Origin of the sequence: Bacillus sp. PSXD-155, from assembly GCF_049310765.1 — a bacterium.
Lineage (GTDB): Bacteria > Bacillota > Bacilli > Bacillales > Bacillaceae_G > Bacillus_A > Bacillus_A cereus.
Map to the genome: position 1 here is coordinate 269953 of NZ_JBMOWC010000001.1, position 13423 is coordinate 283375.

Genomic DNA, 13423 nt, shown 5'->3' on the forward strand with positions numbered 1-13423 from the left:
GAAAACGTTTCATCATTAGCAAATTTTATACTCACGATTTTAATTTAAACATCGTCCGACATATATTTCAAGTGAAAAAATTGTAACACCAAGAAAAAATATATATTACAGATTTCAAAAAAATTCAGTTAAATCTAGTATATATTTAAAAATATGACATATTATATAAAACTGTACTACATGAATCACTAATGCTGTTACATACACCCAGCTTTATTTATGTGTTGCAAACCAAGTATTTAATTGATCCATAATGTTCTCCATCGCCTTCATGTTAGAGAATTTAGGCAACTCCACTAATAACGCCTGTTTTGGCATTGTTACATTAGAGCCTTTCTTTTGGAGAACAAATATACTTTTTGCATTTTTCTCGTTTTTAAACATGGAAACAGGTAGCTGTAATAACCCTTGAATAAAGCATGTTTCTTTAATAAATGCATGTAATTTTGGTGCCTGGTCACTTTCAAAAATGAAGTTTGGTACTAAGAAGAATAAGTACCCGCCCTCTTTCGTATGTTTCACACTTTGTTCAATAAATAAGTGATGAGCATACGACATTCCTTCATCTGCTTTTAATTTATATTCACTGGCACCAATTTCGTTTGGATAGTAACCAATCGGTAAGTCTGAAACGACTGCATCAACTGGATCGATATAAAGTGGTGCTAGTCCATCTTGATGGAAGAATTCGATTGCATGCTTCTGTAAATTTGCATTTACTAAAGCAAGTTTAATTAGCACTTCATCCACTTCTACACCAAATCCACTCATTGTTAGTCCTTCTTTGGCGCTATTAAACACTGTAGTCATTAAATTTCCTGTTCCAATTGCAGGATCTAAAACTGTAATTTCGTTTTGACCTTGCATAAATTTATGGAATAAGTAACTCATGAACATCCCAACTGCATCAGGCGTCATTTCATGATTCGCTTGTACGCCTTCTTTCATTCCTTTTAAGATGGCTAACTGAAATGCTTTACGAATTTCTTCACCTTTATATGTTTCTTCATTAAACGTACTATATTCACGATTCAGCCTTTCAATTGCTGATTCGGATAATTCCTCTTGTAAAATCGCTCCCTCAAACAAGTTATCACCTGTTTCTACAAGCGCCTCTAAATATGTCACATCTAATTCTTTACGTAAAACTACCGCAGAAGAATCAAAAATAGAAAATAATGTTTCCACTGTCTGACTCACGTACATTCCTCCTTCTCTCTTTTACACATAACTTATATCATACCACAAAGTGATTTTTTCCAAAAAGAAAAAGCGACCTCCTGTAAAGAGCTCCCTCTCAAGTTATATATGATATAACGTTTTTTCTCATATATCGGCACCGTTACGCAGCGATATATGAGAAAAAACGACCTCTTTATAAGAGGTCATTTCCTTCACATTACTTTGCAGATTTAGCTGCTTCTAATGCTGCTTCATAGTTTGGATGGCTTGTACCTTCGCCTACGTATTCTACGTAAACTACTTTGTCGTTGCTATCTACTACGAATACTGCACGAGCAAGTAAACGAAGTTCTTTCATTACTAAGCCGTAAGCTTCACCGAATGAAAGGTCACGGTGGTCAGAAAGTGTTACAACATTTTCTAAACCGTTTGCTGCACACCAGCGTTTTTGAGCGAATGGTAAATCAGCGCTAATTGTTAATACTTTTGCGTTTTCAATACCTGCTGCATCTTGGTTAAAACGACGTGTTTGTGCATCACACACACCTGTGTCGATTGAAGGTACAACACTAATTAATTTTACTTCGCCTTTGTATGTTTCTAAACTTACTGGAGATAAGTCGTTTGCTAATACTTGGAAGTTTGGCGCTTGATCGCCAACTTTAACTTCTGTTCCAACTAAAGTCATTGGATTACCTTTAAAAGTTACGTTTGCCACTTGAAAATCCTCCCTTATTTAAACAAAATATGTACAATGTAAATGATAGTTTGTCCCTATCGATAATGCAAATAAAATCGCTTTATTTACAAAAAAATAAAAGAAGCTAACCTATTGATTAGCTTCTTTATTCGTTAAATTTGAAATTCAGGATCATCTTCTTTTCGTTTATCCATCATTTCTTTCACTTTATCAACAGCTTGTGGCGCTAATTCAATTATTTTATCGATGACATGCGTTTGCTTATCTAAATGTAATACTTTCACACCATCTCCATTTATAACAAGAAAGGCAACAGGATTAATAGAAACTCCTCCTCCACTTCCTCCGCCAAATGGATGACGGCCTGAATGTTCTACCCTACCAAATTCACTTCCACCAGCAGCAAATCCGAAACTTACTTTCGAAACAGTAAGAATTACACTTCCATCTGCCGCTTTAATTGGGTCACCAACAATTGTATTTACATCAGTCATTTGTTTTAAATGCTGCATTGCGGTTGTCATTAAACCTTGAATTGGATGGTCCATTCTATATCCCCCCTATGCTTGAACAGATTTTTCTGTCATACCAGATTTTTGCTGCCTCATAAATATGAGCAATTTCACCGCTGTTTTTATAGTACGAAATATACGAAAAGATGCTGTTAACTCGCATCTCGATGCAAATCCTTTCCCTTGAAAAACAGGAGTAATTTCAAATTCTGGTACATCGACAATATGCATATATTGTCCGACAACTCCAGCAGCCATTCCTTTTGTCCCCCATGCATATCCAGTGACAATTCCAGTACTAGCTGCGTCGCCTGCTCCAATTTGCGTATGCCATTTCCAACCATTGATTTTCACTCGTTTGAGAAAATCTTTAACGATAGTATGAACTTTTTGAAGCCTTTTTATCAGTTCTCCAATACTGTCAAGTTGCGCCATAATTTTATTATCTAGTCCGCCGTCCTCTTCAGCTTTTTCGATTTTCTGTCCTGTTTTTTTCTGCTGTTTTTCAATTCTTTCCAATACATCAAATGTATATCGAATCATCCATATTTTCACTTGAAATAAACATTGCTTTTCCATTTCTGAATATAAAAATGTCACCTTAAGCGATATTTTCGACAATAGTATAAGCAAAATAAAAAGGAGAAGAATTATTATTCCAATTACGAGCCACTTCATACGTATCATCCTTTCACTCCGTACCCATTATCGACAACTTTATTCATCATTAAACAGAGTTCCATAAGATTGAATATAAAAATTTTTCTAAAAATAAAAAGGTATTTTGACAATTTGTATCGAAATATATTATTTGAACATATCATCAGGGAACGGACTCTAATGATATGTAGCACGAAAAACAGAAAATTTAACTGCAGTGGAGGGATACATAATGGCAGATCGTCGCAATTTATTTTTCTTTTATGGTGATGACAAAGCAACGCTCGTTGAAAAAATGAAACCAATCTATCGTATTTTAGAAGAGAATGGATTTACCATATTAGATCATCCAAAAAATGCAAACGCTATCGTCAGTGTTGGAGATGATGCAACCTTCTTACAAGCCGTTCGTAAAACTGGTTTTAGGGAAGATTGCTTATACGCAGGGATTTCTACGAAAGATGAAACTTCGTTCTACTGCGATTTCCACATTGATCACGTTGATACAGCCCTTCAAGAAATTACAAAAAATGAAATTGAAGTGCGAAAATATCCAACAATTCAGGTAGATGTAGATCACAGTACATCTTTCCATTGTTTAAATGAGTTCTCATTACGTTCTAGCATTATTAAAACATTCGTTGTAGATGTTCACGTTGATGATTTATATTTCGAAACATTTAGAGGAGACGGTTTAGTAGTTTCTACCCCAACAGGAAGTACTGCTTACAATAAATCATTGCATGGTGCAGTTGTTGACCCACTTATTCCATGTTTCCAAGTAAGCGAACTAGCATCTTTAAACAACAACACTTACCGTACGCTCGGTTCACCGTTCATTTTAAATCACGAACGTACATTAACTTTAAAACTAAGACCAGACGGTAACGATTATCCTGTTATCGGCATGGATAACGAAGCGCTTAGCATTAAACAAGTGGAAAAAGCTGTTGTACGCTTAAGCGATAAACAAATTAAAACAGTTAAATTAAAAAATAATTCGTTCTGGGAAAAAGTACAGAGAACGTTTTTATAGGATTAAAATAACCGCAGAATTATGGAATTCCATAATTCTGCGGTTATTTATTTACCCCGATTGACGCGAACAATAATCTCTTACTATCCGGCCGTTATTCTTGTCAGTTTTTGTCGGTAATTCGATATATTTTAATAATCGCTGATATATTTTTACACATCTTTTCTATAGACAACTCGGCCATCTATTACGGTCATTTCTGCTTGTACTTCTTTTATTTCTTCTGCCTCAATTTCAAAAATATTGTGGTCTAATATTGTAAAGTCTGCTTCATATCCTTTTGTAATTTGCCCTCGTTTCGCTTCTTTTCCGATTGCATAGGCACTCCCTGTTGTAAATAAAGAAACAGCCTCATATACGGTTAATCTTTCCTCAGGCATATAACATACACCGTCAATAAAACTTCTACGTGTAACAGCGCTATATATGCCTAGAAACGGATTTACTTGTTCAATAGGAGCATCTGAGCCACCATTACAATGTAGTCCTGCTTCCAGTAATGTCTTCCAAGCATACGCATAACGAAGACGGTGTTCTCCCAGTTTTTCAATGACTGATGGAAAATCTGATGAAAGAAAGACTGGCTGTATATCGATAATGGCTTGCAAGTTTTTCATTCTTTCTATCAACTCTTCACGAGCAAGCTGACAATGAATAATACGGTCACGTAACCCTTCTGCTGGTGGATATAATTCGAGTGCATCAATAACATATTCAAGCGACAAGTCACCGATAGTATGAATCGCAACTGGCATATGTAAGTCTCGTGCTTTCTTCACTAATTCTGCAAGTTCTTCACGCGTGAAAATTGCAACCCCATTCGTTTCCTTTGCATCTTCATACGGTTCACTTAATAATGCTGTTCTTCCTCCAAAAGAACCGTCAGAAAAAATTTTCATTGCCCCAAATTCAATATAATGTTCATTTTCATATTCTTTTCGTTCATGTGCTACTTCATGGTGAACGAGCAAATGTGCTTTAAATGGCATTTCTTTTATAACGTGAGAAAACGCATTATATGTTTTTCTAAAACCACCGTAGTAATTTAAATCTTCCGTATGCCCGCCTACAAGTCCATATTTCCAGCAATCTTTAATCGCTGTTTGCAAAGCTCTTTGTAAATACGCTTCATCAATTTCAGGCTGAACATGTTTAATTAATTCTTGTCCTTGTTCATATAAAAGTCCTGTTAACTTATTTGATGAATCCCTACCGATTTTCCCGCCTTTTGGATTTTGCGTCGCTTCTGTTATGTTCGCTTCTTGCAATATGTATGAATTCACCCATGTAACGTGACGACAAACTCGCTTTAATAAAATGGGGTGTTCTTTCGAAATTTCATCTAAATCACGCGCGTGAACATCTTTCGTATCTGTAAAGTTATTTTCATTCCATCCTTCTCCAATAATCCAAGAGCCCTTTGGAGCTTCTTTCACTCGCTTCTGAACAAGAGTAAGCACTTCACCATAAGATGTACAATTTGATAAATCTAGACGGAGTAATCTCTCTCCATGCCCAATAAGATGCATATGGCTATCAACGAGACCTGGGATCATTGTTTTGCCTTTTAAATCGTGCAATGTAACCGCGGCATATTGGTTTTCTAACTCTTCTTTACTTCCAAAATCAACGATCGTACCGTTTTCAATGTAAACAGCGTCCACTTTTTCATTTTCTTCTCTCATTGTGTAAATGGTACCGCCATACCAAATTTCTCCCATATATCCCATCTCCTTTATTTTTTATTGTATAAAAAAAAGCACCATTTCAAAACATGGTGCTTTTCTAAAAATTACTTTTGTTCAGTAGTAGACGTTGTAACTTGCCATTCAATATTAAATTTATCTTTTACTTGTCCGTATGCTGGGCTCCAGAATGTTTCTTGAAGTGGCATGATAACTTCTCCACCTTCTTGTAACTTATCGAATACTTCTTTTGCTTTTTCTGCATTACTAATTTGAATTGCGATTGTTACTTGAGATCCGATTGCATGCCCTTGACCTGGGAATGTATCAGAAATCATAAGATCCGTATTACCAACTTTTAAAGTAGCGTGTAAAACGCGCTCTTTCGCTTCAGCTGGAATCGGGTATTCTGGATTTTCAGGCATGTCACCAAAAGTTTGCATGACTTCTACTTTTGCATCTAAAGCCTCTTTATAAAACTGTACAGCTTCTTGCCCACTACCATCTAAAACTAAGTACGGATTAATACCTAAAATCATACGGACACCTCTTTTTTAAATTTATAAAATCGAACTTGTGTTCGTTTTTATATTATCATTGTTTTGCATTTCATTCAACTATTTACTTCACTGTTTTCAAAATTATTTTGACGGAATCTCCATCTCTTGTTTTCTAAGTTCAATACGGCGAATTTTTCCAGAAATCGTTTTTGGTAGTTCATCTACAAATTCAATTTTGCGAGGGTATTTATATGGTGCAGTGAGTTCTTTGACGTGTTGTTGGAGTGTTGGAATTAATATTTCTTCGTTCTTTTCTATATTCTCTCTTAATACGATAAATGCCTTCACGACACTTCCGCGAATTTCATCAGGACTTGCGACAACCGCACATTCTCTTACGTAAGGATGTTTTACAAGCGCATCCTCTACTTCAAACGGCCCGATTGTATAACCAGAGCTAATAATGATATCATCACCGCGCCCTTCAAACCAGAAGTAGCCGTCTTCATCTTTCTTCGCTTTATCACCTGTAATATAATAATCACCGCGGAATTGCATCGCTGTACGCTCATCGTCTTTATAATATTGTTTAAAGAGTGCCGGCGTTTCAATGTGAACTGCAATATCACCAACTTCGCCTACTTTAACTGGAATACCTTCCTCATTTACGATATCGACGTGGTTACCTGGCGTTGGTTTCCCCATTGATCCTGGTCTAATATCCATCCCTTTCATTACACCAACAAGTAGTGTATTTTCCGTTTGCCCATAGCCGTCTCTTACTGTAATATCAAAGTGCTTTTGGAATGTTCCAATGACTTCTCTATTTAACGGCTCACCTGCGGATACAGCGCTATGTAACGCCTCTAAATTGTACTCGCTTAAATCTTCTACCTTTGCCATTAATCTATACTCAGTCGGTGTACAACAAAGCACATTCACCTTATTATCGCCTAATAAATTTAAATACGTTTTCGGTTCAAACTTACCGTTGTATACAAATCCTGTTGCCCCTGAACCGAGAGTTGCTAAAAACGGGCTCCAAATCCACTTTTGCCACCCTGGACTAGCCGTTGCCCATACAACATCATTCTCTTCAATTCCGAGCCAATTTGGGGCGCTTGTACGTAAATGAGCGTATGCCCACGCGTGCGTATGAACGACACCTTTCGGGTTTCCTGTCGTCCCTGACGTGTAAGATAAAAAGACCATATCTTCTTTATCTGTTTTCGCCATTTCTAACATGTCACTTTCTGTTTCTAATGCTGTTTTTAAATTGATCCATCCCTCTACTGACTGCTCGCTCAGGACGAATTTTTGAAGAGATTCCATTGCTTCTATATCATCAAACTGTCCAATGTACGGCTCATAGCTTACTATCGCTTTTACTTCGCCATGTCCAATTCGATATTCGATATCTTTTTTACGCAACATTTCCGAACTCGGAATTACAACAAATCCTGCTTTAATCGCAGCGATATACGTCATGTATGCTTCAATTAAGCGCGGCATCATAATAAGGAGCTTGTCCCCTTTTTGTAAGCCACTTTTTATAAAAGCGTTTCCAATTTTATTTGCACCTTGCATTAATTCAAAATATGTAACTTCTCGTCTATTCCCTTTATCATCTTGCCAAATTAAAGCAAGCTTCTCTTTATCGTCTGTATATTTCTCTATTTCTGAAACTAAATTATAAGATGGTGGTGCCAACAATTCCTCTCTCTTCATAAACATCCTCCTTTTTCTTTATGCCTCCCTTATATAATAAAGAATTTTCAGTAAATTTTGAACCCTCTTCTTTTGACAATTTTTTTATGCTTTTGTCGAAATGAATTTATACTAATTTGAACAACAAAAAGAAAGAGCGGGAAAACCCGCCCTTTCTAAGCCATCGTATATGGGATTATTTTTGGAAACCGCCTAATTGTTGCTCAGCTAGTGAAACTAGACGTTTTGTAATTTCGCCACCAACAGAACCGTTAGCGCGAGATGTTGCATCCGCTCCAAGTTGAACACCAAACTCTTGAGCGATTTCGTATTTCATTTGGTCTAATGCTGATTCAGCACCAGGAACCGCTAATTTATTTGTGCTACGTGCCATGTTATATCACCTCCTTGTGAGTATAGAGTGTGATAAATAACATGACTTCATACACATTTTAGATATGGTAATTTATGGTTTTAGAAAAGTTCTTCGAATTTTTCTTCTTCCGCCACTACTTCAACTGTTTGTAATACCATTGTTTCTTTGTTCGCTACAGCTTGTTCGATTAACGGTGTGAAATCGTATTTCGCTTCAAATCGATTTGCTTTTTCACGCTTCGGCTTCGTCGCCGGGCTAGCTGGTGTGAATACTGTACAGCAATCTTCGTATGGACGAATTGAAATATCATACGTGCCGATTTCTTCAGCAATTTTAATAATTTCTAATTTATCCATCGTAATAAGCGGACGAATAACTGGGTAGTTTGTTACTTCGTTAATCGTATGCATACTATCTAATGTTTGGCTTGCTACTTGTCCAAGACTTTCACCAGTTGTGATTGCAAGTGCATTACGCTCCTCAGCAATCTGCTCTGTAATACGCATCATCATACGGCGCATAACCGTCATTGAATAGCTAGATGGGATTTCTTTATTAATCGTTTTTTGCACTTCTGTAAACGGAATAAGGTGAAGCGTTACACGTTTACAGTATTTCGTTAACTCTTGTGCTAAATCGATTACTTTTTGTTTTGCACGCTCACTTGTGAAAGGTGGGCTATGGAAGTGAACTGCTTCCACAGATACGCCGCGTTTCATCGTTAAGTACGCTGCTACTGGGCTATCAATACCACCAGAAAGAAGTACCATTACTTTTCCGCCAACGCCAACTGGTAAACCGCCAGCTCCCATGTGCTCACCACACATAATATAGCTGTAACCACTGCGAATTTCTACACGTACATTCACATCTGGATTATGGACGTCTACTGTGATATCCTCTGTATTTTCTAAAATGTGCCCACCGATTTCTGGAAGTAACTCCATCGTCTTCATTGGGAAGCGCTTATCAGAACGGTGCACTGTAATTTTAAATGTTTTCACATCATCTTTTACTTGTAAGAACGCTGCTAATGCACCTTTTTTAATGTCTTCTAATTCTGATGGTACTTTCATCGCTAAGTTAAACTTATGAATACCAAATACGTCTTTCAATCTTTCAGAGATTGCTTCATGATCTTCACCATTTAACTGGATGTACATACGGTCATGCGTTGCATCAATTTTAATATTTGGGAACTTTTTCAGTTTGAACTTCACGTTATCTTTTAATGTGCTTACAAATTTAGAACGGTTTTTACCTTTTGTCGTCATTTCTCCGTAACGCACTAAAATATATTCATATGTCATCATATTTCTTTACCTCATCACTTCATATAATTTTGGCATCGTCTCTTTTACAATACCTTCAAATTGTTTTACTTCTTCCATCGTGTTGTCTGGTGCCAAACTAATACGAATAGCACTTGCAGCTGCTGCATGCGGCACTCCCATTGACACTAACACTCTGCTCACTTCATTTGCTTTTGAAGAACAAGCAGACTTCGTCGATACATATACACCGTGCTCTTCTAAAGCATGAACGACTACTTCTGGTTTTAAACCAACAAATGATACATTTAAAATGTGCGGTGCTGCATATGCAAGCGATGTATTAATTGTCACATCTTCCATCTCTTTAAAGAAGCTGACAAGCTCTGCTTGTAAACTTTGCAAATGAGCTACCTTTTCTTTCACTTGTTCCATTGTCATGCGAAGAGCTTTCACCATCGCTACAATGCCAGGTAAATTCTCTGTACCAGAGCGATACTTAAGCTCTTGTTGACCACCTGATAAAATCGGATCTAATCTTACGCCATCACGTATATAAAGAAGACCCGTTCCTTTTACACTGTGGAATTTATGTCCAGATATTGAGCAAAGATCAATATGAGAAGCATATAAATCAAGCGGTACTTTTCCTATCCCTTGTACATGATCTACATGGAATCTTATTTTCGGATGATTCGATAATAACGTTCCAATTTCAGCAACGGGCTGAATTGCTCCAGTTTCGTTGTTCACATGAATAATTGATACAAGAATCGTATCTTCACGAAGTGCTCGTTTTACATCCTCTACCGATACAACACCATGCTCGTTAACCGGTAAATATGTTACATCAAATCCGAGTTCTTCTAATTGCTTATATGCCTCAAACACAGACGCGTGTTCAATATTTGTTGTAATGATATGTTTGCCGCGCGAACGATTCCTCATCGCTATCCCTTTAATCGCAAGGTTGTTCCCTTCCGTTCCACCTGATGTGAAAATAATTTCAGAAGGTTTAACGTGAAGAAGCTGCGCTGCAATCGTTCTTGATTGTGTTAATAGACGCTCTGCCTCTCCTCCAAGCGAATGAATAGAAGAAGGATTACCAAAATATTTCCCAGCAACCGTCACGTACGATTGAAGAGCTTCTGGATATGGCTTCGTCGTCGCACTATTATCAAAATAGATCATCGTTCTTCCCCTTTCAGCGCTATCACATCATATAATCATATCATAAATACGTGTCATTACGCTAAGACTACGCAAAGGTTCCGTTTTATCCCGATTAGTGAATAATAATTAGTGAGATACCCCCACTGATTACAGTTTCACTTTATTTTGAAACGAATAACCTTACTGTATTCCGCTATTCATTATAGCAACATCGCCTGCAAAATTACACAAAAAAACAAACCCTTTTATAAAAGGGTTTGTTCGAGTATCGAAAAAGGCATTTCATAAATTTAAATATTGAAAATAACCCTGTTTTTAGCCAATTTTAAATTTAATTATCATGTCATTATACTCATTTGTTTCTTTGACATGATAACACTTTTCAGGTTTATACAATATTCTATATCCTCCTTCATCCCAAACTTCGATATGATTTATAATGAATTAAGAATAAGAAATTAACATGATAAATTCCTGTATATAAAAGCTAATCATATAACAGATATACATAAGAAATACAGTTCCTTATTATTAGGAATCTATTTTTTCTGGTGCAAAAATAAAAAGCTGAACCCCTGTTTCAGCTTTTTATATATGAAAGATTATTAACTAGTAGATATATATTTAAAATATAATTATACGCAATATATCGCATAAATAGAAACACTCATTCGTTTACAGATTTCGCGATAAGGGAAGCTCATACCGGACTTTAGTCTGCCTTTAGGTATGGGATGAAAGTATCGCGAAATTTGTAAAAGATTTTAGTTCATAAGGATAAGCCATTAATATAATCTCTATACCCCATAGCTATAAAGTCATACAAGATTGCATTTCAATTGATCCCTCTTTAAAAAAATGATTATGCGTAACCTGGAATAAAGTGAAGAAAATAGCACATTAAATGAGATTTTCAGATAAAAAAAATTCGAAAATTAGATTCCAAAATAATGTGCTCGTGTACATGATTTAATTTAAGAATTTATCCCCAATACTCTCTAGTATTTGATTGCCAGCATTTTGATCACGAATATCCAATCTCATAGAAGTAGTATTTAAGTTCTTAAATATCTTCAATACTGTATCGAAGGGGTTATCAGCTAAACAAGCCTGATTGCTAATCAATTTGAAAAAATCATAAGGATTATCTACCGGTTCTGTATGCTTGTCTACAAAAAATATGGAATCTATTTTACTTACGTTCTCATAATATCCCCATCCCGGAACATCATTGATATGAATTAACTCTGTAGTTAAACCAATATTACCTATGTGAAATGTAGGAATTTCAACAGGTAATTTATCAATTATCTTTTTAAATTTTCCCTCGTGATACTCTTTTGTAGTATTTCTAAGTCCTATTGGTTTTTTAAAAGGAATAATCTCTCCCGTATTATTATCAATTACTAATAAATCATCACTAATTAACAGGTAACCCTCTTCCATTAATTTCATCATTAGGGTCGTCTTACCTGAGCGACTCGGACCAAATAGGGCTACTGTTTTATTATTAACTCTAATTGCACACCCATGAAAAAATGAATATTTCTTTCTAAAATAAGGTACTGTAATTGGTGGAAGAAATGTGGCTTCATCAACCCATTTAGAAAGTGAACCTTCATCTGATCCATGAAGAATTACTAGCCTATCATCAGATAACATCTCACTAACCATCATGTTATGCGAGGAACGATTATCAATTTTAATATAATAATCAGGAGATGTTGTTTGGTAATCCAAATACTCCCTATAAATATAAGTTAATTGATTTAATAGATAAGAGTCATTACTTTCTACGTTTATTACATTACCAAAAAAGTTGAAATTCCTTTCCGAACCTTTCAGCATCATATCAACTCACTCGCCATTATTTAACGTATTTTCAAAGTTGCTAATTGTTGACTCAACCTGATTTTCAAAATTCTTAATGTCCTTATCAGGAATTGCGTATTCATTCATTAGCTTATTCTTTATTTCTTCTAGTGTTATGCCATCAATATGCATTTTTATTATCGATGCCGCAGTTTCGTTTAAGAATATCGGATCTATTCCTTCTATATCTACTATCGCTGTACTTCCAGTTTCAATATACTCATATTTTTTCATCATAAACCCCTCACTTTTTTATTATTTAATCCATGTCAAAATTTATTCATTGGTTTGTAGCTTAACCCCACCTCGGCCATGTTCCCACAGTAATCTCAAAACTTCCAGGCCTATCAATAGTTATAAAATCAGCAATAACCTTTAACACAGTCCTAGTTTGAAAAGGATAGAGAACTAGCTCCATCCCTATCAGGAGCTAGTTTCTCGTAAGCTCTCCACGGTGACCACTGTTTGCATATAACGAAGATTCAATTGATACAATCTTATTATCAAACTTCGTGATAGATAGAGAGTCCATTTTTGAATCAATCCATTTTCTTATGTATTTCACCTCCCTTTAAGGGTGTTTTTTCAGGTTATATTTCTTAACCAAGAACTAGGGTCTTGTAAGCTCTCCACGGTGACCACTGCTTGCATATAATGAAGATTCAATTGACACAATCTTATTATCAAACTTCGTGATAGATAGAGAGTCCATTTTTGGATTGATCCATTTTTTCATGTATTTCACCTCC

The 13423-nt window shown here is 35.9% G+C and carries 13 protein-coding genes; 1 reads left to right on the plus strand and 12 read right to left on the minus strand.

From position 1 onward, the window contains the following. Positions 1 to 213: 213 nt before the first annotated feature. The 4 genes from ACO6VI_RS01380 to ACO6VI_RS01395 form a co-directional block, all read right to left on the minus strand. Positions 214 to 1200, minus strand: coding sequence for a class I SAM-dependent methyltransferase (locus ACO6VI_RS01380; protein WP_000084365.1), 987 nt, complete (start codon positions 1198 to 1200; stop codon positions 214 to 216). Between the two features lie 199 nt (positions 1201 to 1399). Then, entirely contained in the window at positions 1400 to 1900 is a 501-nt protein-coding gene (gene tpx / locus ACO6VI_RS01385; protein ID WP_000024527.1) for a thiol peroxidase, read from the minus strand. A gap of 134 nt (positions 1901 to 2034) precedes the next feature. Next, positions 2035 to 2430, minus strand: coding sequence for a GerW family sporulation protein (gene ytfJ, locus ACO6VI_RS01390; RefSeq protein WP_000350007.1), 396 nt, complete (start codon positions 2428 to 2430; stop codon positions 2035 to 2037). 12 nt (positions 2431 to 2442) lie between these two features. Next, positions 2443 to 3081, minus strand: coding sequence for a DUF2953 domain-containing protein (locus tag ACO6VI_RS01395; protein WP_002094156.1), 639 nt, complete (start codon positions 3079 to 3081; stop codon positions 2443 to 2445). 205 nt (positions 3082 to 3286) lie between these two features. Between ACO6VI_RS01395 and ACO6VI_RS01400 the strand changes: the two genes are divergently transcribed. After that, entirely contained in the window at positions 3287 to 4090 is an 804-nt protein-coding gene (locus tag ACO6VI_RS01400) for an NAD kinase (RefSeq protein WP_000785186.1), read from the plus strand. A 152-nt stretch (positions 4091 to 4242) separates the two neighbouring features. Here ACO6VI_RS01400 and ACO6VI_RS01405 read toward each other — a convergent pair whose 3' ends face one another. The 8 genes from ACO6VI_RS01405 to ACO6VI_RS01440 all read right to left on the minus strand — a co-directional run bounded on the left by ACO6VI_RS01405 (position 4243) and on the right by ACO6VI_RS01440 (position 12908). Beyond that, on the minus strand, positions 4243 to 5811 hold the full coding sequence (locus tag ACO6VI_RS01405; protein ID WP_098033439.1) for an amidohydrolase: 1569 nt from the start codon (positions 5809 to 5811) through the stop codon (positions 4243 to 4245). A 71-nt stretch (positions 5812 to 5882) separates the two neighbouring features. Then, positions 5883 to 6314 (minus strand): VOC family protein, encoded by a 432-nt coding sequence (locus tag ACO6VI_RS01410; RefSeq protein ID WP_000600350.1) that lies wholly within the window; start codon positions 6312 to 6314, stop codon positions 5883 to 5885. Between the two features lie 102 nt (positions 6315 to 6416). Next, the gene (gene mbcS / locus ACO6VI_RS01415; protein ID WP_023523171.1) at positions 6417 to 8003 is read right to left on the minus strand and encodes an acyl-CoA synthetase MbcS; all 1587 of its coding nucleotides are present in this window, start codon (positions 8001 to 8003) and stop codon (positions 6417 to 6419) included. Positions 8004 to 8178: 175 nt separating this feature from the next. Continuing rightward, positions 8179 to 8376 (minus strand): alpha/beta-type small acid-soluble spore protein, encoded by a 198-nt coding sequence (locus ACO6VI_RS01420; protein WP_000124490.1) that lies wholly within the window; start codon positions 8374 to 8376, stop codon positions 8179 to 8181. An 80-nt stretch (positions 8377 to 8456) separates the two neighbouring features. Next, positions 8457 to 9671 carry a tRNA uracil 4-sulfurtransferase ThiI gene (thiI, locus tag ACO6VI_RS01425; protein WP_000989275.1) on the minus strand — a complete coding sequence of 405 codons (1215 nt, stop codon included), beginning with the start codon at positions 9669 to 9671 and terminating at the stop codon, positions 8457 to 8459. Positions 9672 to 9677: 6 nt separating this feature from the next. Then, positions 9678 to 10820 carry a cysteine desulfurase family protein gene (locus ACO6VI_RS01430; RefSeq protein WP_000638976.1) on the minus strand — a complete coding sequence of 381 codons (1143 nt, stop codon included), beginning with the start codon at positions 10818 to 10820 and terminating at the stop codon, positions 9678 to 9680. A gap of 951 nt (positions 10821 to 11771) precedes the next feature. Continuing rightward, positions 11772 to 12653 carry a hypothetical protein gene (locus tag ACO6VI_RS01435; protein WP_063548766.1) on the minus strand — a complete coding sequence of 294 codons (882 nt, stop codon included), beginning with the start codon at positions 12651 to 12653 and terminating at the stop codon, positions 11772 to 11774. A gap of 6 nt (positions 12654 to 12659) precedes the next feature. Further along, positions 12660 to 12908 carry a PqqD family protein gene (locus ACO6VI_RS01440; protein ID WP_063548768.1) on the minus strand — a complete coding sequence of 83 codons (249 nt, stop codon included), beginning with the start codon at positions 12906 to 12908 and terminating at the stop codon, positions 12660 to 12662. Positions 12909 to 13423 lie beyond the last annotated feature (515 nt).